Annotated in this window: 3 protein-coding genes; all 3 read right to left on the bottom strand. The window is 75.0% G+C overall.

The genetic code is table 11. The features are described from left to right. The coding region (locus tag ACP4IX_RS35040; protein ID WP_426558600.1) for a type I polyketide synthase at nt 1-8,190 on the bottom strand (8,190 nt) is incomplete at its 3' end. 106 nt (nt 8,191-8,296) lie between these two features. Continuing rightward, complete coding sequence (locus ACP4IX_RS35035) at nt 8,297-23,800, bottom strand: type I polyketide synthase (RefSeq protein ID WP_426558598.1); 15,504 nt, start codon at nt 23,798-23,800, stop codon at nt 8,297-8,299. A 362-nt stretch (nt 23,801-24,162) separates the two neighbouring features. Continuing rightward, nucleotides 24,163-25,092 (bottom strand): phosphopantetheine-binding protein (locus ACP4IX_RS35030; RefSeq protein WP_426558596.1); only part of this gene is annotated, 930 nt, incomplete at its 5' end.

Here is a 25,092-nt window from a genome sequence, read left to right as displayed (position 1 = left end):
CGGATGCGAACGCAACGACAACCGCCCCGTCAACACACACCCGTCGACGTCCGCGAGCGCGAGAGCCGCACCCAGCAGCGGGTGTCCGGCGGCGGCGAGCCCGAGCCCGGCGGCATCGCCAGGGAGCGGATTGACGGTGTCGGGCCAGTAGCGGGCCCGCTGGAACGCGTAGGTGGGCAGATCCACCCGTTGTGCACCGGTGTCGGCGAAGAGGGTCGGCCAGTCCACGGCCGTACCACGGACGTGCAGGTAACCGAGAGCGGAGAGAGCGGTCTCGGTCTCAGGGCGGCCACCGCGCAGCGCCAGGGCGAAGGCGGCGCCCTCGCCCGTCACGCACTCCTGCGCCATCGCCGACAGCACACCGTCCGGGCCGAGTTCGAGGTACGTCGTGACCCCCGCCGCCTCCAGCGCGCGGACACCGTCCAAGAAGCGCACGGCCTCACGGACATGCCGCACCCAGAAGTCCGCCGACGCCATCTCGTCCGTGACCACGGCGCCCGTCAGGTTCGACACCACCGGAATACGAGGGGCCGCGAACGACAGCCCCGACACCACCTCACGGAACGCCTCCAGCATCCCGTCCATGCGCGGCGAATGAAACGCATGACTGACCGCCAGACGCCTCGACTTCCGCCCCTCGAACGACTCCACGACCGCCGTCGCGGCGTCCTCGTCACCCGCGATCACCACCGACCGCGGCCCGTTCACCGCCGCAACACTCACCCGCTCCGTCAGCAACGGCAGGACCTCGTCCTCCGACGCCTCCAGCGCGACCATCACGCCACCCGCCGGCAGCGCCTGCATCAACCGCCCACGCGCCGCCACCAGCACACACGCATCATCCAACGACAGCACCCCCGCCACATGCGCAGCAGCGATCTCACCCACCGAATGCCCCGACACGAAGTCCGGCCTCACACCCCACGACTCCAGCAGCCGGAACAGCGCCACCTCCACCGCGAACAACGCCGGCTGCGCGAACTCCGTACGATCCAACACCTCCGCGTCATCACCGAACAGCACACCCAGCCCAAGCCGCTCACCCACCGCGTCAAGTGCCTCGGCGAACACCGGATAGGCCGCATACAACTCACGCCCCATCCCCAGCCGCTGGCTGCCCTGCCCGGTGAAGAGGAACGCGGTGCGGCCGCCCTTGCTGACCGTGCCGGCCGTGAGCCCGGGAGCGGGACGCCCGTCGGCAAGGCCGTCGAGCGCGGCGGCGAGCGACGTGTCGTCCGAAGCGACGACGACGGCGCGGTGGTCGAAGGAGGCCCGGCCAGTGGCCAGGGAGTACGCGAGGTCGGGCAGGGAGGTGCCGGGGTTGGCGGCAAGGTGTGCGCGCAGGGTACGGGCCTGGGCGGACAGGGCATCGGCGGTGCGGCCGGACAGCCGCACGGGCACAGGGCCCGGCAGGACAGAAGGCTCAGGGACAGCGGGGGCGGCAGGGGCGGCAGGGGCCTGCTCGATGATCGTGTGAGCGTTGGTGCCGCTGATGCCGAACGACGAGACCCCGGCCCGGCGCGGGCGGCCGGTCTCGGGCCACGGCACCGACTCGGTCAGCAGGGACACCGCGCCCGCCGACCAGTCCACGTGTGCCGAGGGCTGGTCGGCGTGGAGGGTGCGCGGCAGCACACCGTGCCGCATCGCCATGACCATCTTGATGATGCCGGCGACACCGGCCGCGGCCTGTGTGTGGCCGAAGTTGGACTTGATCGAGCCCAGCCACAGCGGCTGGTCGCCACCGCGCTCCTGGCCGTACGTCGCCAGCAGCGCCTGCGCCTCGATCGGGTCGCCCAGCGTCGTGCCCGTGCCGTGGGCCTCGACCGCGTCCACGTCCGCCGCGCTCAGGCCCGCGCCGGCCAGTGCGGCGCGGATGACCCGCTGCTGCGACGGGCCGTTGGGCGCCGTCATGCCGTTGCTCGCACCGTCCTGGTTGACGGCCGAGCCGCGCACCACCGCCAGGACCGGGTGGCCCTTGGCGCGTGCGTCCGACAGCCGCTCCACCAGCAGCATGCCCGCGCCCTCGGCCCAGCCGGTGCCGTCGGCGTCGGCGGAGAAGGCGCGGCAGCGGCCGTCGGCGGACAGGCCGCGCTGACGGCTGAAGCCGACGAAGGTGCCGGGGGTGGCCATGACGGTGACGCCGCCGGCCAGCGCCATGTCGCATTCGCCGTTGCGCAGCGCCTGGACGGCCAGGTGCAGGGCGACCAGCGAGGACGAACACGCCGTGTCGACGGTGACGGCCGGACCTTCGAGGCCGAAGGTGTAGGAGACGCGGCCCGAGGCGATGCTGCCGGTGCTGCCGGAGCCGAGGGAGCCGTCGGCGCTTCGTTCGAGGAGCGTGGCGTAGTCGTGGTACATCACGCCCGCGAAGACACCCGTACGGCTGCCGCGCACGGTCGCCGGGTCGATGCCCGCCCGCTCGAACGCCTCCCAGGTGGTCTCCAGAAGGAGCCGCTGCTGGGGGTCGGTGCCGACGGCGTCGCGCGGGCTGATGCCGAAGAAGGTGGGGTCGAACGCGGCGACGTCGTGGAGGAAGCCGCCGTGCCGGGTGTACGAGGTGCCCGGGTGGTCCGGGTCGGGGTCGTAGAGGGCGTCGAGGTCCCAGCCCCGGTCGTCGGGGAAGCCGGAGACGGCGTCGTCGCCGTTCTCCAGGAGCTGCCACAGCTGTTCCGGCGTGGTGACGCCGCCGGGGAAGCGGCAGCTCATCGCGACGATGGCGATCGGGTCGTCCGCGAGGGCGCCCTCGGTGACGGCTCCATAGGAAAGGGCCGAGCGCGTGGCCGTGTCCGTCCCGGCCAACTCGAGGAGCAGGTGCCGGGTGAGGGCGAGGGAGGTGGGGTAGTCGAAGATCAGGGTGGCGGGCAGCCGTCTGCCGACCGAGGCGCCGAGCCGGTTGCGCAGTTCGACGGCGGTGAGGGAGTCGAAGCCCAGCTCGCTGAAGGCGTGCTCGGGCTCGATGGCGTCCGGGGATCCGTGGCCGAGGACATCCGCCACGTGGCCGCGGACGAGGCCGAGGAGCAGCCGCTCCCTCTCGGCCGGATCGAGCGCGACGAGGCGCTGCTCCAGGGCGGTACCGGCGGATCCGCCCGCTGCGGCACGGTCCCCGGCGCTGGTGGCGGGGCGCCTGCCGGGGCCGCGGACAAGGCCGCGCAGCAGGGGTGCGACGTCGGTGCCGCGCGCGCCGCGGGGCAGGCTCAGCCGCATGGGCACCAGCAGGCCGCGGGGGGAACCGCCGTCGCCGGCGCCTCCGGCACGGCCGGCGGCGCCGAGGGCGTCGGCGAGGTCGAGGAGCGCGAGGCCCTCGGCGGCCGTGAGGCCCTGAACGCCGCCGCGCTTCATGCGGTTCAGGTCGGCCTGGTCGAGGCGGCCCGCCATGCCGTCGGTGTCCTCCCACAGGCCCCAGGCGAGCGAGGTGGCGGGCAGGCCGCGGGCGCGCCGGTGCTGGGCGAGGGCGTCCAGGAAGGCGTTGGCGGCGGCGTAGTTGCCCTGGCCGGGCGCGCCGAAGGAGCCGGCGACGGACGAGAAGAGGACGAAGGTGGTCACCGCGCCGCCCTCGGTCAGCTCGTGCAGGTTCCAGGCGGCGTCGGCCTTGGGGCGCAGGACGGTGTCGAGGCGCTGCGGGGTGAGGGAGTCGATGATGCCGTCGTCGAGGACTCCGGCGGTGTGGACGACGCCGGTCAGCGGATTCTCGGCGGGGACGGCCGCCAGGACGGCGCTGAGGGCTTCGCGGTCGGCCGCGTCGCACGCCGCCCACACCACCGAGGCGCCCGACGCGACCAGGTCTGCGGTCAGTTCCGCGGCACCGGGCGCGTCAGCGCCGCGCCGGCTCAGCAGCAGCAGATGCCGCACACCGCGCTCCGCCACGAGATGCCGGGCCACCAGCCCGCCCAACGTACCCGTGGCCCCGGTGACCAGCACCGTCCCCCCGGCGTCGAAGGCGGGAGCCGCGTCGGAGGGCATGGCAACCCGGGTGAGACGGGCGGCGTGCGCGATGCCCTCGCGCAGGGCGAGTTGGGGTTCGCCGGTGGCGAGCGCGGCGGGCAGGGCCGCCAGCGACGCGTCGGTGCCGTCGGTGTCGACGAGCACGAAGCGCCCGGGGTACTCGGACTGCGCGGAGCGCACCAGACCCCAGACGGCGGCGTGGACCGGGTCGGGGACGCGGTCGTCGTCGCGAGCGGCGAGCGCGCCTTCGGTGAGCAGGACGAGGCGGGTGCCGGCGAAGCGGTCCTCCGCCGGCCAGGACTGGAGCAGGGCGAGCGTGCGGTGCGCGGCCTCGTGGACGGCGTCGGCGGTGAGCGTGGCCGGGGCGGCGTACGGGACCAGGACGGTGCCGGGTACGGGGGCGCCCGCCTCGCAGGCCTCGATCAGCGCGGCCGTGAAGGCGTGCCGGGTGCCGGGCAGGTCCCGGCCGCCGCCTGGGAACTCCTGGGACGCGGCGGGGGCGGTGAGCACGGCCCAGTCCGCGGCGGCGGGCGCCTCCGTACGGGGCGGCTCGCAGGGGATCCAGTCCACGGCGAACAGGGCGTCGCGGTGGCCGCCGTGCCCGGTGGCGATCTGTCCGGCGGAGACCGGGCGGAGGGTGAGCGAGGCGACGTCGGCGACGGGCCGGCCGTCTTCGTCGGCGAGCGCCAGTGCCACGGCCTCGGGGCCGGACGCCGTCAGCCGTGCGCGCAGCACGGAGCCGCCCACGGCGTGCAGGGCGACGCCGTTCCAGGAGAACGGCAGCCGGCCGCCGGCGGTGTCCTCGACGAGCCCGGTGAGGCCGATGGTGTGCAGGGCCGCGTCGAGCAGGGCGGGGTGCAGGCCGAAGCACGCCGCGTCGGCGCGTTGTTCGTCGGCGAGGGCGAGTTCTGCGTAGGTCGTCCCCTCGGCGGCGCGCCAGACGGCGCGCACGCCTTGGAAGGCGGGCCCGTACTCCAGGCCCGCTTCGGCGAGGCCCGCGTACAGGTCGGTCACGGGCACGACAGTGGTGCCCGCCGGCGGCCAGACCTCGGGGGCGAAGCCGGGGCCGGGGGCGCCGGTGGCGAGGACACCGTCGGCGTTCAGTGTCCACGGCGCGTCATGGGCCGTGTCCTGCGAGGTGTCCCCGGCCGGTTCGGGCCGGGAGTGCACGCCGAGGGTGCGGCGGCCCGTGGCGTCCGGCGCCCCGACCCACACCTGGACCTGGACGGCGCCGTCCTCCGGCAGGACCAGCGGCGCGTGCAGGGTGAGTTCGTCCAGCAGGTCGCAGCCGACCTGGTCGCCGGCGCGGATCGCGAGTTCCACGAACGCAGTGCCGGGCAGCAGGACGGTGCCGTGGACGGCGTGGTCGGCCAGCCAGGGATGGGTGTCCAGGGAGAGCCGGCCGGTGCAGAGGAAGCCGTCGAGGCCGGCGAGCGCGACCGCGGCGCCGAGCAGCGGGTGGTCGGCGGCGCCGAGTCCGGCGGCCGAGACGTCCCCCGCGGGGCGGCCGGCGTCGAGCCAGTACGCCTCGCGCTGGAAGGCGTAGGTGGGGAGGTCGACGCGCCGGGCACCGCTGCCCGCGTAGTAGGCGTCCCAGGCGACGGGCACGCCGCGGACGTGGAGCCGGGCGAGGGCGGCCGTGACGGTCTCCGTCTCGGGGCGGCCGGTGCGGAGCAGGGCGACGAACGCGGCCGTCTCGCCGACCGAGCCCTCCTGGGCCATGGCGGACAGCACCGCGTCCGGGCCCAGTTCCACGAAGTGCGCGACGTTGCGCCCGGCGAGGGTGCGGACGCCGTCGAGGAAGCGGACGGGCTCGCGGACGTGCCGCACCCAGAAGTCCGCCGAGGCCATCTCGCCGGTGACGACGTCGCCGGTCAGGTTGGAGACCACCGGGATGCGGGGCGACTCGAACGACAGCCCCGCCACCGTCGCGCGGAACGCCTCCAGCATCCCGTCCATGTGCGGCGAGTGGAACGCGTGACTGACCGTCAGCCGCTTGGACCTACGGTCTGCGAACCGCGCGGCGATCTCCAGCGCCGCGTCCTCGTCGCCGGCGACGACGACCGACTGCGGGCCGTTGACGGCGGCGATGCTCACCCGGTCGGTGAGCATCGGCAGGACTTCGTCCTCCGCCGCCTGCAGCGCGATCATCACGCCGCCGCCCGGCAGCGCCTGCATCAGCCGGCCGCGGGCCGTGACAAGCGCACAGGCGTCGTCCAGCGACAGGACGCCCGCCACGTGCGCGGCGGTGATCTCCCCGACGGAGTGTCCGGAGACGAAGTCCGGCTTCACGCCCCACGACTCCAGCAGCCGGAACAGCGCCATCTCGACGGCGAACAGTGCCGGCTGCGCGTACTCCGTGCGGTCCAGCAGTTCGGTATCCGACCCGAACAGCACGTCCCGCAGGGGCACTTCGAGCGGGAGCCGTTCGCCGACCGCGTCCAGCGCCCGCGCGAACACCGGATACGTCCGGTACAACTCCCGCCCCATGCCGAGGCGCTGGCTGCCCTGTCCCGTGAACAGGAACGCCGTCCTACCCGCGACCGGGCGTCCGCGTGCGGCGCCCGGGACGGTCGCCGCCGCTTCGTCGGCCCCCGTGTCCGCGAGGGAAGCCAGTGCGTCGCGGAGACCGGCCGGGTCGCCGGCGGTGAGGACGGCTCGGTGCTCGAAGTCGGAGCGTCCGGTGGCCAGGGAGTAGGCGACGTCCTCCGCCCGGAGACCGGGGTGGGCGGTCAGGTGGTCGCGCAGTCCGGCCGCCTGGGCGCGCAGGGCCGCCGACGTCTTGGCGGAGAGGTTCCACAGCGGGGGGACGGGAGCCGGGGCCGCGGCCGGCGGTTCCCCCTCCTGTTCCGCTTCGGCGGGCTCGGGGGCCTGCTCGATGATGGTGTGGGCGTTGGTGCCGCTGATGCCGAACGAGGAGACGCCGGCCCGGCGCGGGTGACCGGTGTCGGGCCACGCGACGGACTCGGTGAGCAGCGAGACCGCGCCCTCGGTCCAGTCGACGTTGGGCGTCGGCGCGTCGACGTGCAGCGTGCGCGGGAGCCTCCCGTGGCGCATCGCCATGACCATCTTGATGACGCCCGCGACGCCGGCGGCGGCCTGGGTGTGCCCGATGTTGGACTTGACGGAGCCGAGCCACAGCGGCCGGTCCTCGGAGTGCTCCTGCCCGTAGGTGGCGAGCAGTGCCTGCGCCTCGATGGGGTCGCCGAGCGTGGTGCCGGTGCCGTGCGCCTCGACGACGTCGATCTGGCCTGCGGAAAGGCGCGCGCCGGCGAGGGCGGCGCGGATGACGCGCTGCTGCGACGGGCCGTTGGGCGCGGTCAGGCCGCTGCTGGCACCGTCCTGGTTGACGGCCGAGCCGCGCACGACCGCAAGGACCGGGTGGCCGTTGCGGCGGGCGTCGGAGAGCCGCTCCAGCAGGAGCATGCCGGCGCCCTCGCCCCAGCCGGTGCCGTCGGCGGCAGCAGCGAACGACTTGCAGCGGCCGTCGCCGGCCAGACCGCGCTGGCGGCTGAACTCGGTGAAGGTGCCCGGCGTCGACATCACGGTGACGCCGCCCGCGAGGGCGAGGGTGCACTCGCCGCCGCGCAGCGCCTGGGCCGCGAGGTGGAGGGCGACCAGCGAGGAGGAGCACGCGGTGTCGACGGTGACGGCCGGACCCTCGAAGCCGAGGGTGTAGGCGACGCGTCCGGAGGCGATGCTGCCGGAGCTGCCGTTGCCGAGGAAGCCCTCGATCTCCTCGGGGACGCTGAACAGCCGGGCGGCGTAGTCGTGATACATGAGTCCGGCGAAGACGCCGGTGCGGCTGCCGCGCAGTGCGGCCGGGTCGATCCCGGCCCGTTCGAGCGCTTCCCACGAGATCTCCAGCAGCAGCCGCTGCTGCGGGTCCATGGCCAGCGCCTCGCGCGGCGAGATCCCGAAGAAGCCGGGGTCGAACTCGGCCGCGTCGTGGAGGAACCCGCCGACCTTCTCGTAGGCGTCGATCCCGCTGTCGGGGTCGGGGTCGAAGAGGACGTCGGTGTCCCAGCCGCGGTCGGTGGGGTACGGGGAGACCGCGTCGCCGCCGTGGGCGACGAGCTCCCACAGTTGCTCGGGGGTGGCGACCCCGCCGGGGTAGCGGCAGCTCATCGCGACGATGGCGATGGGCTCCTGGTCCTTCTCCTCCATCTCGCGCAGCCGCCGCCGCGCCTCGCGGAGGTCGGTGGTCGCCCGCTTGAGGTAATCGAGGTACTTCTCCTCGTTCACCATTTACGCCATCCCCGGGATCGAAGTCGGAAGGCTCGCGCGGAGCCGGTGGATCGGAGGCCGCGGGCCGGGCCGGGTCGTGTCGGGGAGCCGGCCGGCGCGGGGCGGTTCAGGACAGCCCCAGTTCGTCGTCGAGGAGGCCGAAGATCTCCTCGGCGGTGGCCGACTGGATCTGCCGCTCCTCGGCGGCGCTGTCCTGTGCACTGTGCGTTCCGTTCCACTTCGCCAGAAGGTCTCGCAGCCGGGACGTGATGCCGGCGCGTTCGACGTCGTCGGGGCCGACCGCGGCGAGAACCGCTTCGAGCCGGTCGAGTTCCGCGTGGACGGGCCGGGGTGCCTGGTCGCCGTGGCCGAGCCGCTCGCCGAGGTAGCGGGCGAGGGCGGCGGGCGACGGGTAGTCGAAGATGAGGGTGACCGGCAGCCGGAGCCCCGCGTGCGCGGTGAGCCGGTTGCGCAGGTCGACCGCCGTGAGGGAGTCGAAGCCCAGGTCGAGGAAGCCCCGGGCGGCGTCCACGTCGTCCGCGCCGCCGTGGCCGAGGACCGCGGCGGCCTGGGTGCGGACCAGGTCCGTGAGCAGTTGGTCGCGTTCGTCCGCGGTGAGCCCGGCAAGGCGGGCCTCCAGCGAGTCCGTGGCACCGGCGCCGGGACCGGTCCCGCCGGGGCTGCGGGTGCCGGCGGCGCGGCGGGCCGGGGTGCGGACCAGGGAGCGCAGCAGCGGCGGCAGCGTGCCGTCGGCCTGGGCGCGCAGCGACGCCAGGTCGACGCGCATGGGCACGAGGACGGCGTCGTCGAGGGTGCCGGAGGTGTCGAAGAGGGACAGTCCTTCGGCTGGTGCGAGTCCGAGGACGCCGGAGCGGGCCATCCTGCTGAGGTCGGTGTCCTCCAGGGCGCCCGCCATGCCGCCTTCGGTGGCCCACAGGCCCCAGGCGAGCGAGGTGGCGGGCAGGCCGCGGGCGCGCCGGTGCTGGGCGAGGGCGTCCAGGAAGGCGTTGGCGGCGGCGTAGTTGCCCTGGCCGGGCGCGCCGAAGGAGCCGGCGACGGACGAGAAGAGGACGAAGGTGGTCACCGCGCCGCCCTCGGTCAGCTCGTGCAGGTTCCAGGCGGCGTCGGCCTTGGGGCGCAGGACGGTGTCGAGGCGCTGCGGGGTGAGGGAGTCGATGATGCCGTCGTCGAGGACTCCGGCGGTGTGGACGACGCCGGTCAGCGGATTCTCGGCGGGGACGGCCGCCAGGACGGCGCTGAGGGCTTCGCGGTCGGCCGCGTCGCACGCCGCCCACACCACCGAGGCGCCCGACGCGACCAGGTCTGCGGTCAGTTCCGCGGCACCGGGCGCGTCAGCGCCGCGCCGGCTCAGCAGCAGCAGATGCCGCACACCGCGCTCCGCCACGAGATGCCGGGCCACCAGCCCGCCCAACGTACCCGTGGCCCCGGTGACCAGCACCGTCCCCCCGGCGTCGAAGGCGGGAGCCCCGGTCTCGGCGCCGTCCCGTGCGATGCGGCGCAGCCGGAACGCGTGGGCCTCGCCCGCCCGCAGGGCGAACTGGGGTTCGTCGGTGGCGAGTGCGGCGGGCAGGGCCGCCAGCGACGCGTCGGTGCCGTCGGTGTCGACGAGCACGAAGCGCCCGGGGTTCTCGGACTGCGCGGAGCGCACCAGACCCCAGACCGGTGCGTGGGCGAGGTCGGTGACGTGTTCGCCGTCGGCGGCCGCGACCGCGCCGCGCGTGACGAGGACGAGCCGTGCGTCGTCCAGCAGTTCCTCGGCGAGCCATTCCTTGACCAGGGCGAGGGCGTGGTGGGCCGCCGTGCGTGCGCCGGCCGCCTGCTCGTCGTCCGTGGCGGTGGGGAGCGGTACGAGGACGACGTCCGGTGCCGGGGCGCCCGCGGCGAGCGCGGCGCGCAGCGCGGGGAGTCCGGGGTGGGTCTCCAGGGGCTCGCCGCCGACGCGCGGGGCGGCGGCGCCGTCGCCGAGTGCGGCCCACCGCTCACCGGAGGGGATGGCGGCGGCCGGGAGGGGCAGCCTGGTCCACTCGACACCGAACAGTGACTCGTGGTGGGCGGCCCGATCCTCGCCGATCTGCCCCGCGGTGACGGGCCGCAGGACGAGGGACTCGACGGAGGCGACCGGCGCGCCGGTCGTGTCCGCCAGGTCCAGGGCGACTCCCCCCGACTCGGCGGAGGTCAGGCGGACGCGGACGGCGGCGGCGGCCGCGTGCAGCCGGACACCGGTCCATGCGAAGGGCAGCCGGGGGCCTTCCGTGGCGCCGTCGGCGGGCGCCCGCAGGCCGATGGCGTGCAGGGCCGCGTCGAGCAGCGCGGGGTGGATGCCGTACTCGGCGGCGTCGGCGGTGTGCTCCTCGGCGAGGGCGATCTCCGCGAACGTCTCGTCGCTGCGCCGCCAGGCGGCCCGCAGGCCCTGGAACACCGGGCCGTAGCCGAGCCCGGCGGCGGCAGCGGCCGGGTAGAACGCCTCGGTGGGGACGGGCTCCGCGCCGGGCGGCGGCCACGCCGCCAGGTCGGGCGCGTCCGCGGCGGCCGTGGTGGGCGCGAGGATGCCGACGGCGTGCCGGGTCCAGGGCGTGTCGGGGGCGGTGTCGGCCCGCCGGGCGTAGAGGGTCAGGCTGCGCCGGCCCGCGTCGTCGGGTGCCTCCACCGCCACTTGGAGCTGGACGGCGCCCTGCTCGGGAAGGACGAGCGGCGCCTGGACGGTGAGTTCCTCCAGCGTGCCGCAGCCGCACTCGCTCCCGGCGCGCAGGGCGAGTTCCACGAAGGCCGAGCCGGGCAGCAGGACGGTGTCCATGACCGTGTGCTCGGCCAGCCACGGGTGGTTGGCCAGGGCCAGGCGCCCGGTGAGGACGAGGCCGCCGGACGCGGGCAGTTCGACGGCGGCACCGAGCAGCGGGTGGTCGGCGGTGCCGAGTCCGGCGGCCAGGACGTCCTCGGCGCCGAGGCCCACGTCGAGCCAGTAGCGCTTGCGCTGGAAGGCGTAGGTGGGGAGGGCGACGCGCCGGGCGCCGGTGCCCGCGAAGTACGCCTCCCAGTCGACGGCGGCGCCGTGGACGTGGGCGCGGGCGACGGCCGTGACGAGGGTCTCGGCCTCGGGCCGGCCGTGGCGCAGGACAGGCGCGAAGACCGCGTCGGCAGCGGTGACGCAGTCCTGTGCCATGGCGGACAGCACGCCGTCCGGGCCGAGTTCGACGTAGGTGGTGACGCCCGCGGCCTCCAGGGCGCGGACGCCGTCGAGGAAGCGGACGGCCTCGCGGACGTGCCGCACCCAGAAGTCCGCGGAGCCCATCTCGCCGGTGACCACGGCACCAGTGAGGTTCGAGACGACGGGGATGCGCGGGGCGGCGTAGACCAGGCCCTCGGCAAGCTTGCGGAAGTCCGCCAGCATGGCGTCCATGTGCGGGGAGTGGAACGCGTGACTGACCGGCAGCCGCTTGGACTTGCGGTCCGCGAAGGACTCCGCGATCGCGACCGCCGCGCCCTCGTCGCCGGAGACGACCACCGACTGCGGTCCGTTGACGGCGGCGATGCCCACCCGGTCGGTCAGCAGGGACAGGACCTCGTCCTCCGACGCCTCCAGCGCGATCATCACACCCCCGGCGGGCAGCGCCTGCATCAACCTGCCTCGGGCGGCGACCAGTTCGGCGGCGTCCCGGAGGGACAGAACGCCCGCGACGTGGGCGGCGGTGATCTCGCCGACGGAGTGCCCGGCGACGAAGTCCGGTTTCAGGCCGAGCGATTCGAGGAGACGGAACAGCGCGACCTCGACGGCGAAGAGCGCTGGCTGGGTCCAGCCGGTGCGGTCGAGCGGGTCCGCGTCGGCGGCGAACACGACGTCCTTGAGCGGGCGGTCGAGGTGCCGGTCGAGTTCGCCGCAGACTTCGTCCAGGGCTGCCGCGAACACCGGGTGTGCCGCGTACAGCTCGCTGCCCATACCGGGGCGCTGGCTGCCCTGGCCGGTGAAGAGGAAGGCCGTGCCGCCGGTGCGGGCGGTGCCGCGCAGCAGTCCTGCGATGTCCTCCCCTCGGGCGAGGGCGTCCAGGCCGCGCAGGAGGCCGTCGCGGTCCGCGGCGACGACCGCGGCGCGCTGTTCGAGGGCGGAGCGGGTCGTGGCCAGCGAGAAGGCGATGTCGTCCGGGCGGACGGCGGGTTCGTCGCGCAGCCGCGTGTGCAGACGGCGGGCCTGTGCGCGCAGCGCCTCCTCGCCCCGCGCCGACACGACGACGGGGAGGAGGTTGGGCCCCGCTTCCGGCGTGGAGCCGGACTCCTGCCCGGCCCGGGGCCCGGGCTCGGGGGCCTGTTCGATGATGGCGTGCGCGTTGGTGCCGCTGATGCCGAACGAGGAGACGCCGGCCCGCCGCGCGCGGCCGGTCTCGGGCCAGGCCGTCTGCTCGGTGAGCAGGGAGACCGCGCCGGACGACCAGTCGACGTGCGGGGTGGGCTCGTCGACGTGGAGGGTCTTCGGCACGACGCCGTGCCGCATCGCCAGCACCATCTTGATGACGCCGGCGACACCCGCGGCGGCCTGCGTGTGACCGAGGTTGGACTTCACCGACCCGAGCAGCAGAGGCTGTTCGGGCGTGTGCTCCTGCCCGTACGTGGCGAGAAGGGCCTGCGCCTCGATGGGGTCGCCGAGCGTGGTGCCGGTGCCGTGCGCCTCCACGACGTCGACGTCCTTCGCGGCGACACCGGCGCCCGCGAGGGCGGCGCGGATCACGCGCTGCTGCGAGGGCCCGTTGGGCGCGGTCAGGCCGTTGCTGGCGCCGTCCTGGTTGACGGCGGAGCCGCGCACGACCGCGAGCACCGGGTGCCCGTTGCGGCGGGCGTCGGAGAGCCGCTCCAGCAGGAGCATGCCCGCGCCCTCCCCCCAGCCGGTGCCGTCGGCGGCGGCCGCGAACGACTTGCAGCGGCCGTCGGCCGCCAGACCGCGCTGGCGGCTGAACTCGATGAACGTGCCCGGCGTGAACATCACGGTCACGCCGCCCGCCAGGGCCAGCGAGCATTCGCCGCGCCGCAGGGCCTGCGCCGCCAGGTGGAGGGCGACCAGGGAGGAGGAGCACGCGGTGTCGACCGTGACCGCCGGCCCCTCAAGGCCGAAGGTGTACGAGACGCGTCCCGACACGACGCTGCTGGAACTGCCGGTGCCGAGGTAGCCCTCGACGCCCTCGGGCACGGCGTGCAGGCGCGCGCCGTAGTCGTGGTACATCACGCCGGCGAAGACGCCGGTGCGGCTGCCGCGCACGGAGGACGGCGCGATCCCGGCCCGCTCGAAGACCTCCCAGGTGGTCTCCAGGAGCAGGCGCTGCTGCGGGTCCATGGCCAGCGCCTCGCGCGGCGAGATGCCGAAGAAGTGGGCGTCGAACTCGGCCGCGTCGTGGAGGAAGCCGCCGCCGCGGGCGTAGCTCGTGCCCCGGCTCTCGGGGTCGGGGTCGTACAGCGCCTCGGTGTCCCAGCCGCGGTTCTGCGGCAGGGGCGTGATGCCGTCCGCTCCGGCCGTCAGGAGCTCCCACAGGTCCTCGGGGGTACGGACGCCCCCGGGGTAGCGGCAGCTCATCGCCACGATCGCGATCGGCTCGTCGTCGGCGGCCGCGAGGACCGGGGCGGCCTCGGCCGCCGAGGGCGTGTCGCCGGTCAGTCCGACGCGCAGATGGCGGGCGAGGACGGTGGGGTCGGGGTAGTCGAAGATGAGCGTCGCGGGCAGGCGCAGCGCGGTCGCGGCGGCCAGCCGGTTGCGGAACTCGACGGCGGTCAGCGAGTCGAAGCCCAGTTCCTTGAAGGCGCGGCCCGGCTCGACGGACGCGGCGCCCGCGTGTCCCAGCGTCGCGGCGACCTCGGTGCGGACGAGGTCGAGCACGGCGCGGTCCCGCTCGGCCGGGGGAAGCCCGGAGAGCCGCGCCCGCAGTTCGGACTGTGCCGCCCCCGTGGCGGCGGAGGCGTCGGCGGTGCGCCGGGCCACGCCGCGGACGAGGCCGCGCAGCAGCGGCGCCAGGGTTCCGGCCGCCGCCAGGGCGCGCAGCGCCTCGGCGTCCACCCGCATGAGGGCGACGGACGGGTCGGACAGGGTCAGTGCGGTGTCGAACAGGTCCAGGCCGTCGGCGGCCGTCAGCGGCGGCAGCCCGGCGCGGCGCATCCGGTTGACGTCGGTGGCGTCGAGGGAGCCGGCCATGCCGTCGGCGACGTCCCACAGCCCCCAGGCCGCCGAGGTCGCGGGCAGTCCGCGGGCACGGCGATGCTGGGCGAGCGCGTCGAGGAAGGCGTTGGCGGCGGCGTAGTTGGCCTGCCCCGGGCCGCCGAAGAGCCCGGAGGTGGACGAGAAGAGCACGAACGCGGTCAGGTCCGCGCCCTGGGTGAGCTCGTGGAGGTTGAGGGCGGCGTCGGCCTTCGGGCGCAGGACGGCGGAGAGCCGCTGCGGGGTCAGTGAGGACACGACGCCGTCGTCGAGGACGCCGGCGGTGTGCACGACGCCGGTCAGCGGGTGCTCACCGGGGATGCCGGCGAGGACAGCGGCGAGCGCGTCCCGGTCGGCGACGTCGCAGGCCGCCCAGGTCGCCTCCGCACCGGATGCGGCGAGGTCCGCGACGAGCGCGGCGGCGCCGGGCGCCTCGGCGCCGCGCCTGCCGACGAGCAGCAGCCGCCGCACCCCGTACCGGCCGGCCAGGTGCCGGGCGACGAGGCCGCCGAGCGCGCCGGTGGCGCCGGTGACGAGCACCGTGCCGTCGGGGCCGAAGGCGGGACCGCGGTCGCGGTCGTCGTCCTGGGCGGTCGTACGGTTCTCGACACGTGCCAGGCGCGGCACGAGCACCGTGCCGCCGCGCACGGCGAACTGCTCCTCGTCGCTGGTGAGGGCCGCCCGCAGGGCCTGGGTCGTGCGGGCGTGGCCGTCGACGTCGACGAGGGCGATCCGGCCCGGGTTCTCGGTCTGCGCGGAGCGCAGCAGGCCCCACACGGCCGCCGCGGCCAGGTCGTCCACGCCTTCCGTTGCGCCGGTCGTGCCGGCGGCCACGGCGCCCCGGGTCACGACGACGAGGCGGGAGGCGGCGAGCCTGTCGTCCGCGAGCCAGCTCTGGGCGAGTTCGAGGGCCTCGTGCGCGGCCTGGTGGACGACCGGCGCGGGAACGGTCCCCGGGTGGGCGGCGATGACGGCGACGGCCTCGTCGGGAACGGCCGCCCCGGCGTCGACGGACGCGAGCAGCGCCGCGAGGTCGGGGTGGGAGTCGGCGTCCGTACCGGCGAGCAGGGCGCGGGCCTCGTCGCCGAGGGCGGCGAGGCGGACCGGGGAACCGTCCACGGAGGCGGTCGGACCCGGCAGTTCGGTCCAGTGCGGACGGAAGACGGACTCGTGGCAGGCAGGCCGCGCCGCCAGCTGGTCGGCGGTCACGGGGCGCAGGCCCAGGGACTCGACGGCCGCCACGGGCGCGCCGGAGGCGTCCGCGATCTCCAGCCGGACGCCCTCGGCGCCGGCCGGGGTGAGGCGTACGCGCAGGGCGGAGGCGCCGCCCGCGTGCAGGGACACCCCGCTCCAGGCGAACGGCAGGCGCCCCTGGCCGTCGTCGGCGCCGATGCCGCCGAGGCCGATGGCGTGCAGTGCCGCGTCCAGCAGGGCCGGATGCAGACCGAAGCGGCGGGCCTCCTCCTCGACGCCCTCGGGTAGCCGTACGTCGGCGAAGATCTCCCGGTCGCGCTGCCAGGCGGCCCGCAGGCCGCGGAAGGTGGGGCCGTAGGCGAATCCGATGGCGGCGAGGCCGTCGTACCGGCCGTCCAGCTCCAGCGGGCGGGCACCGGCCGGGGGCCACTCGGCGAGGCCGGCGTCGGCCGGCGGCCGGCCCCCCTCGCAGAGCACACCGGCGGCGTGCCGCGTCCACGGCTCCTCCGCGGCGGCACCCTCGGGGCGCGAGTGCAGGGCGAGCGGACGGCGTCCGGCCCCGTCGGGGGCGCCGACCCACAGCCGCAGTTGGACGCCGCCGCTCTCCGGCAGCACCATGGGCGCTTCGAGGGTCAGTTCCTCGAGGTAGTCGCAGTCGAGCTGGTCGCCGGCACGGATCGCGAGCTCCACGAAGGCCGTGCCGGGCAGCAGGACGCGGCCGAGGATGGCGTGGTCGGCCAGCCAGGGGTGGGTGGACAGGGCCAGCCGTCCGGCGAACACCATCCCGTCGGACTCCGGCAGGGCGACCCCGGCGCTCAGCAGCGGGTGCGCGGTGTCGTCGAGGCCGATCGCCTCGACGTCGCCCAGGTAGAGGGAGGGCAGGCCCGGCCAGTAGCGCTGCCGCTGGAAGGCGTAGGTGGGCAGGTCGACACGGCGCGCGCCGGTCCCGGCGAAGTACGCCTGCCAGTCGACCGCGATGCCCCGGGTGTGGGCGTGGGCGAGCGCGGTGGCGACGGTCTCGGCCTCGGGGCGCGAGGAGCGCAGGACCGGGACGAAGGCGGCGCCTTCGGCGGTCAGGCACTCCTGGGCCATGGCGGAGAGGACTCCGTCGGGGCCGAGTTCGAGGTACGTGGTGACGCCCGCGGCCTCCAGGGCGCGGATGCCGTCGAGGAAGCGGACGGCCTCACGGACGTGCCGCACCCAGAAGTCCGCCGACGCCATCTCGTCCGTGACCACGGCGCCGGTCAGGTTCGAGACGACCGGGATGCTCGGGGCCTCGAACGACAGCCCGTTCACGACCTCGCGGAAGGCCTCCAGCATGCCGTCCATGTGCGGCGAGTGGAACGCGTGACTGACCGTCAGACGCTGGGACTTCCGGTCCCCGAACGAGTCCGCGATCGCGGTCGCGGCGTCCTCGTCACCGGCGACCACGACCGACCGAGGGCCGTTGACGGCGGCGATGCCGACGCGGTCGTTCAGCAGCGGCAGGACCTCGCCCTCGGACGCCTGCACCGCGACCATCACACCGCCGGTCGGCAGCGCCTGCATCAGCCGCCCACGCGCCGCCACCAGCGCACACGCGTCCTCCAGCGACAGGACACCCGCCACATGCGCGGCGGCGATCTCGCCGATCGAATGCCCGGACACGAAGTCCGGCTTCACACCCCACGACTCCAGGAGCCGGAACAGCGCCACCTCGACGGCGAACAGCGCCGGCTGCGTGAACTCCGTCCGGTCGAGCGCCTCCACGTCGTCCCCGAACAGCACGTCACGCAGCGGCACTTCGAGGTGGGTGTCCATGCGCGCGCAGACCGCGTCGAGCGCGTCCGCGAACACCGGAAAGGCCGCGTACAGCTCCCGGCCCATGCCCAGCCGCTGGCTGCCCTGTCCCGTGAACAGGAACGCCGACCTGCCGGCCGCCGGGGAGCCCGTCACCGTCTGTGCGGCCGACCGGCCGTCCGCGAGTGCCGCGAGCCCGGCCAGCAGTCCTTCGGTGTCGGCGGCGACGACCGCGGCGCGCCGTTCGAAGGCGGTGCGGCCGGTGGCGAGGGAGAGTCCCAGGTCCTCCGGGCGCAGGCCGGGGTCGGCCTGGGCGCGGGAGCGCAGGTGACGTGCCTGCTCGCGCAGGGCGTCCTCGGTCCTGGCGGAGAGCACCCACGGCACGGGGCCGGGACGGCGCGTCGTGGAGTCGCCGGACTCGACGGTCTGCGGGGCCTGTTCGACGATCGTGTGGGCGTTGGTGCCGCTGATGCCGAAGGAGGAGATGCCGGCTCGCCTGGGCCGCCCGGTCTCGGGCCACTCCCGGGCCTCGGTGAGCAGCGTGATGTCGCCCGCCGTCCAGTCGACGTGCGGGGTGGGCTCGTCCACGTGCAGAGTCGCCGGCAGCACGCCGTGCTCCATCGCGAGCACCATCTTCATGATGCCCGCGACACCGGCGGCGGCCTGCGTGTGGCCGAGGTTGGACTTGACGGACCCCAGGAACAGGGGCTGTTCCGGCGACCGGTTCTGGCCGTAGGTGGCCAGCAGGGCCTGGGCCTCGATCGGGTCGCCGAGCGTGGTGCCGGTGCCGTGCGCCTCGACCGCGTCCACGTCGGTGGCCGCCAGACCGGCGCCGGCCAGGGCCTGGCGGATCACGCGCTGCTGCGACGGGCCGTTGGGCGCGGTCAGGCCGTTGCTGGCGCCGTCCTGGTTCACGGCCGAGCCGCGCACGAGCGCGAGGACCGGGTGGCCGTTGCGCTGCGCGTCGGACAGCCGCTCGACGAGCAGCATGCCGACGCCCTCACCCCAGCCCGTCCCGTCGGCCGCGGCGGCGAACGCCTTGATCCGGCCGTCCTCCGCGAGCCCGCGCTGCCGACTGAAGTCGATGAAGGACGCGGGCGTGGACATCACGGTGACGCCGCCCGCCAGGGCCATCGAGCACTCGCCCTGGCGCAGCGCCTGCATCGCCCAGTGCAGGGCGACCAGCGACGACGAGCACGCGGTGTCGACGGTCACCGCCGGGCCCTCGAGACCGAGGACGTAGGAGATGCGGCCGGAGACGACGCTCGCGGTGTTGCCGGTGCCGATGAAGCCCTCGGCGCCGCCGGGGGCGGCCAGGATGACGCTGAGGTAGTCCTGGCCGTTGGTGCCGGTGAAGACGCCGATCTGCTCGCCGCGGACGGTCGTGGGGTCGATGCCGGCGCGCTCGAAGGCCTCCCACGAGGTCTCCAGCAGCAGGCGCTGCTGCGGGTCCATCGCCAGCGCCTCGCGCGGCGAGATGCCGAAGAACGCGGGGTCGAAGTGGCCCGCGTCCTGGAGGAATCCGCCTTCGCGGACGTAGCTGCTGTTCTCGGCCGCGCCCTCGGGGTCGTAGAGCCCGTCGAGGTCCCATCCTCGGTCGGCGGGGAACCCGGAGACCGCGTCACGGCCGCCGGCGAGGAGCTGCCACAGGTCCTCGGGTGTGCGGACGCCGCCGGGGAAGCGGCAGCTCATCGCGACGATGGCGATCGGGTCGTCGCCGGTGGCCGGGGCGGTGGTGGCGGGGGCGCGGCGGTCCGCGTCCGTGCCCTGGCCGCCGAGCACCTCGCCGCGGAGGAAGTCCGCGAGGGTGTTGGCGTTGGGGTAGTCGAAGATCAGCGTGGCGGGGAGCCGCAGGCCGGTGCGGGCGGCGAGGCGGTTGCGGATCTCCACGGCGGTCAGCGAGTCGAAGCCGAGGTCCCGGAAGGCGGTGCCGGGGTCGACGGACTCCGGTCCGGGATGACCGAGGACGGCCGCGACCTGGGCACGGACGAACTCCAGGGCGAGGGCGTCGCGTTCGCCTTCGGGGGCGTCGGCCAGCCGGTGGGCGAACGTGCCGGTGTCGCTCCCGGGGGCGGCCGTCCCGGCCGCTCCGGCGAGCGCCTGCGCGGCCTCGGGAAGGTCGGCGATCAGCGGGCAGGGGCGTACGGAGGCGAGACCGGGGGCGAGCAGCCGCCAGTCGACGTCGGCGACGACGGCGGAGGTCTCGTCCTGCGCGAGCGCCGAGCGCAGCGCCGCGACGGCGAGGTCGGGGGGAAGCGCTGGAAGGCCCGCGAGCCGCAGCCGCTCGGTGACGAGTTCGCCGGTGGCCATGCCGCCTTCGGCCCAGGCGCCCCAGGCGAGCACGGTGGCGGGCAGGCCGTCGGCGCGCCGCTGCTCGGCGAGGGCGTCCAAGTGGGCGTTGGCGGCAGCGTAGTTTGCCTGGCCCGCGGCGCCGAAGGTGGAGGCGACCGAGGAGAACAGCACGAACGCGGACAGGTCGAGCCCGCGCGTCAGCTCGTCCAGGATCTGCGCGGCGTGCGCCTTGGGCCGCAGGACGTCGGCGAGGCGGCGCGGCGTCATCGCGTCGAGGACTCCGTCGTCGAGGACGCCCGCGGCGTGGACGACGGTGGTCAGGGGGTGCTCGGCGGGGATGCCCGCGAGCAGTGCCGCGACCGCCTGGCGGTCGGCGACGTCGCAGGCGGCGAAGGTGACCTCGGCGCCCAGGGCGTTCAGTTCCACGGCGAGTTCGCCGGTGCCCTCCGCGTCCGGGCCGCGGCGGCTCACCAGCAGGAGGTGGCCGGCGCCCGCGCGGGCGAGCATGCGGGCCAGGTGCCGGCCGAGGGCGCCGGTGCCGCCGGTGACCAGCGCGGTGCCGGTCGTGGTCCACTCGCCGGCGGGGCGCTCCTGGCGGGGGGCTCTGACGAGTCGGCGGACGAAGACCCCGGTGGCGCGCACGGCGAGGTGGTCCTCGCCGCCGGGAGCGCCGAGGATGTCGGCGAGCCTGCCGGCGGCGCGGTCTTCGGGCGTCCGCGGCAGGTCGACCAGACCGCCCCAGCGGCCGGGCAGTTCGAGCGCGGCGGTGCGGCCCAGGCCCCAGACCTGGGCCTGTGCGGTGCTGGTGAGGCGGTCGGTACGGCCGGTGGAGACCGCGCCCCGGGTGGCGTTCCACAGCGGCGCCTCGGCTCCGGCGTCGCCGAGCGCCTGGACGAGGGCGGCGGTGGCGGCGAGCCCGGCGGGCAGTGCGGGGTCCTCGGGGTGCGGCCGCTCGTCGAGACCGAGGAGGGACAGGACACCGGAGAGGTCCCCGGGCGCGGCACCGTCCTCGTCCAGGCGCCGGGCGACGGCCGCGCGGTCGTCGGCGGCCGGGTCGAGGACGAGCGTTCGCACGGTGGCGCCGCGCGCGGTCAGGATCTCCCGGGCGGCGCGCGCCCACAGGTCGTCCTCGTGCGCGGCGGGCAGGACGAGCAGCCACTGCCCGGTGAGCCGTCCGGGCGGCAGGTCCGTCAGCGGCTGCCACTGGACGCGGTAGCGCCACTGGTCGATCCGGTCGCTGTCGCGGTGGCGGCGGTGCCAGGCGGACAGGGCGGGCAGCACGGCGCTGAGCGGCTGGTCGCCCTCGATGCCGAGGGTGTCGGCGAGGGCGGCCAGGTCCTCGCTGTCGACGACCTCCCAGAACCTGGCGTCGGTGGCGGCGGGCCGGCCGTCCTCGGGGAGTTCCGCCAGGTAGGAGAAGGCGTCCCGCGGCCAGTACGCCTCGCGCTGGAAGGCGTAGGTGGGCAGGTCGACACGGCGGGCGCCGGTGCCGGCGAACAGCGCCTGCCAGTCCGGGGACTGCCCGCGCGCGTAGGCGCCGGCGACCGCCGCCGTCAGCGACCGGGCCTCGGATCGGCCGGTGGGCAGTACGGGCAGGAAGGCCGCGGCCCGGTGCCCCGTGGCGGTCTGGCACTCCTGGCCCAGGGCCGAGAGGACTCCTCCGGGGCCCAGTTCGAGGTACGTGGTGACCTCGCGGCTCTCCAGCCGGCGGATGCCGTCGAGGAAGCGGACGGCTTCACGGACGTGGCGCACCCAGTAGCCGGCGGAGGCCATGTCCTCGCCGGCCAGGTCACCCGTGACGTTGGAGACGACCGCGATGCGGGGGGCCTGGAACGACAGCCCGGCCACCACCTCGCGGAACGCCTCCAGCATGCCGTCCATGTGGGGCGAGTGGAAGGCGTGACTGACCGCCAGGCGCTTCGACTTCCGTCCCGCGAAGGACTCCGCGATCGCCGTGGCCGCGTCCTCGTCGCCCGCGATGACCACCGCCTGCGGCCCGTTGACCGCGGCGATGCTCACCCGGTCGGTCAGCAGCGGCAGGACCTCGTCCTCCGACGCCTCCAGCGCGATCATCACACCGCCCGTGGGCAGCGCCTGCATCAACCGGCCTCGGGTGGCGACCAGTGTGCAGGCGTCCTCCAGCGAGAACACCCCCGCCACGTGGGCCGCGGCGATCTCGCCGATGGAGTGACCGGCCAGGTAGTCCGGCCTGAGGCCCCAGGACTCGACCAGCCGGAACAGGGCCACTTCGACGGCGAACAGCGCCGGCTGGGTCCACTCCGTCCGGTCGAGCAGGTCCGCGTCCTCGCCGAACAGCACGTCCTTCAGCGGCAGGTCGAGGTGCGCGTCCATGTGCGCGCACACCGCGTCCAGGGCCTGCGCGAACGCCGGGTACGTCGCGTACAGGTCCCGGCCCGTGCCGAGCCGCTGGCTGCCCTGGCCGGTGAAGAGGAAGGCGAGCTTGCCCTCGCCGGCGCTCCCCTCGACGACGTCGGCGGAGGTGTCCGCCGCGGCCAGTGCGGCGAGCCCGGCGAGCAGGCCGTCGCGGTCGTCGGCGACCACCGCGGCGCGGCGGTCGAGGGCGGCCCGGGTGAGCGCCTGCGAGTACGCGACGTCCGCGACGCGGAGGTCGGGGCGGGCGGTGACGTGGGCGTGCAGCGCGGCGGCCTGCGCGCGCAGGACGGCCTCGGTCCGGCCGGACACGACGACGGGCAGGGCGGCCGCGCCGGCCGCCAGGCCGGCGGGATCGGCGGAATGGGCCGGTGCAGCGGCCTCCGCCGGGTCGGACGCGGTCTCGGCGCCTTCCAGGATGATGTGCGCGTTGGTGCCGCTCATGCCGAAGGACGACACGCCGATGCGGCGCGGCCGGTCGACCTCGGGCCAGGGCAGCGCCTCGGCGAGCAGCGACACCTCTCCCGCGGACCAGTCGACGTGGGGCGTCGGCTCGGTCAGGTGGAGGAGGCGCGGCAGCACACCGTGCCGCATCGCCATCACGCTCTTGATGACGCCCGCCACACCGGCGGCGGCCTGGGCGTGGCCGATGTTCGTCTTGAGCGAGCCGACCCACAGCGGCCTGCCGTCGGGGCGGTCCTGGCCGTAGGTGGCGAGCAGCGCCTGCGCCTCGATGGGGTCGCCGAGGCTCGTGCCGGTGCCGTGCGCCTCGACGGCGTCGACCTCGTCGGGGGTGAGCCGGGCATTGGAGAGTGCCTGAAGGATGACGCGCTGCTGGGACGGGCCGTTGGGGGCGGTGAGGCCGTTGCTGGCGCCGTCCTGGTTCACGGCGGACCCGCGGACCACGGCGAGGACGGGGTGTCCCTTGCGGCGCGCGTCGGACAGCCGCTCCACCAGGAGGACACCGACGCCCTCGGCGAGGCTGAAGCCGTCGGCCTCCGGGGAGAACGCCTTGCAGCGGCCGTCGTCGGCGAGGCCCCGCTGCTTGCTGTAGTCGACGAAGGTGCCGGGAGCGGACATGAGCGTGGCGCCGCCCGCCAGCGCCAGCGTGCACTCGCCGTTTCGCAGCGCCTGGACGGCCAGGTGCAGGGCGACCAGCGAGGACGAGCAGGCGGTGTCGACCGTCAGCGCCGGCCCCTCCAGGCCGAAGGTGTAGGAGAGCCGGCCGGACGCGACGCTCGCCGCGTTGCCGATGCCGATGTAGCCCTCGATGTTCTCGGACGAACTGAGCAGCGCCGCCAAGTAGTCGTGGTTGCTGGTGCCGACGAACACGCCGACCTGCTTGCCGCGCATCGACGTCGGGTCGATGCCCGCCCGCTCGAACGCCTCCCAGGACGTCTCCAGCAGCAGCCGCTGCTGCGGGTCCATGGCCAGCGCCTCACGCGGCGAGATCCCGAAGAGCGACGGGTCGAAGCGGGCGATGTCGGAGACGAAGCCGCCCTGGTCGGCGTAGCTGGTGCCCGGGTGGTCGGGGTCCGGGTGAAACACCGCCTCCAGGTCCCAGCCGCGGTCGGCCGGGAAGCCGCTGATCGCGTCGACGCCCTCGGCGGCGACCCGCCACAGGTCCTCCGGCGACGCCACACCACCGGGGTAGCGGCACGCCATGCCCACGATGGCGATCGGCTCCTGGCTCTTCGCCTCGGCGTCGCGCAGCCGCTGACGCGTCTGATGCAGATCCGCCGTCACCAGCTTCAGGTAGTCCCGCAGCGTCTCTTCACTCGCCATGTAACGCAACCACCTATTTTGCAGCAGGCGCCGTCAGAAAATTATCGGAAATCCGGGAATCGCATCTGGTACGCAGCCGCCGCTTTGGTGATCACATCGGCTGGCCGGCGGTCAGAATATTCAGCTCGCGATTCCGCGGATAACCCCTAACGGACCCCTACAGACCCCTGCATCGCAGGTTGCGTGAGGCATGGCTGCCGGGCCGCAATTCAAAGGGTGTCGACCATGGTGACCGGCGAAGACTCCCCCGTCAATAATGTTCCGCCATCTGTTCCCTAATTGTCGGGACCAGACGGAAGCCGGGCGGCCCGAGGATTCGGGTATTCGGCCGCCGGGTGGCGGCCGAATACCCGATCCACGGTTCAGGCCCGGCCGAGCCCCTTGTTGATGAACGCGAACAGCTCCTCGTCGCTGGCGTCCTGGAGCTGCGCCACGTCGTCCGCCCCGGTGCCGGCCGGGTCCGCCCCGGTGCCGGCCTCCCCGCCCGCGGGCGCCACCGGGGCCGCCGGCTCCGGCTCGTCGCTCTCGTTCCACTTGGCCAGCAACGACTGGAGCCGCATCGTCACCCGCGCCCGTACGATATTGTCGCCGGTCCCCCGCTGCAGCACGGCCTCCAGCTTGTCCAGCTCCTCAAGGAGCGAGGCGCCGCCCGCCGCGGCGTCGGGGACGATTCCGGCGCGCAGGAAAACAGCGACGGCGGCCGGCGTGGGGTGGTCGAAGACCAGGCTGGCGGGCAGCTTGAGTCCGCTCACGGCCCCGAGGCGGTTGCGGAGTTCGACCGAGGTGAGCGAGTCGAAGCCGAGCTCCTTGAAGGCCCGGTTCGCTTCCACGGCCGACAGGTCCGCGTGTCCGAGAACGGCGGCCACGGCGGTGCGGACGAGGTCGAGGAGCAGGCGCTCCTGCTCGGCCTCCGGCAGACCGGCGAGCTGCCGGGTCAGCGGCACGCCCCCCGCCAGGTCGTCGGCGGACTCGCGCTCGGCGGACTCGATCACGCGCCGCGCCTCGGGGAGTTCCCCCAGCAGCGGCCGGTCGCGGTCCGCGGTGAAGGCGAGGGTGAACCGCCTCCAGTCCATGTCGGCGACGGTCAGCGTCGTCTCGTCCCGGTCCAGCACGTGCTGCAGAGCCGACAGCGTGCGCTCCGGCGCCATCGTCAGGATCCCGTGGCGGCGCATGCGGTCGCCGACCACACTGCCGTCGCCCTCCCCGGCGCCCCAGGGGCCCCAGGCGATCGCGGTCGCGGGCAGACCGGCCGCGCGGCGGTGCTCGGCGAAGGCGTCGAGGAAGGCGTTGCC

Source organism: Streptomyces sp. WG5 (assembly GCF_049974565.1).
Lineage (GTDB): Bacteria > Actinomycetota > Actinomycetes > Streptomycetales > Streptomycetaceae > Streptomyces.
Note: the sequence above shows the minus strand (reverse complement) of the source record. Positions and strands in the feature narration are given on the sequence as shown.

What these genes read in the sequence shown, in the direction of transcription:
- ACP4IX_RS35035 (WP_426558598.1), bottom strand. Translation starts at nt 23,800, where the DNA reads ATGGCGAGTGAAGAGACGCTGCGGGACTACCTGAAGCTGGTGACGGCG.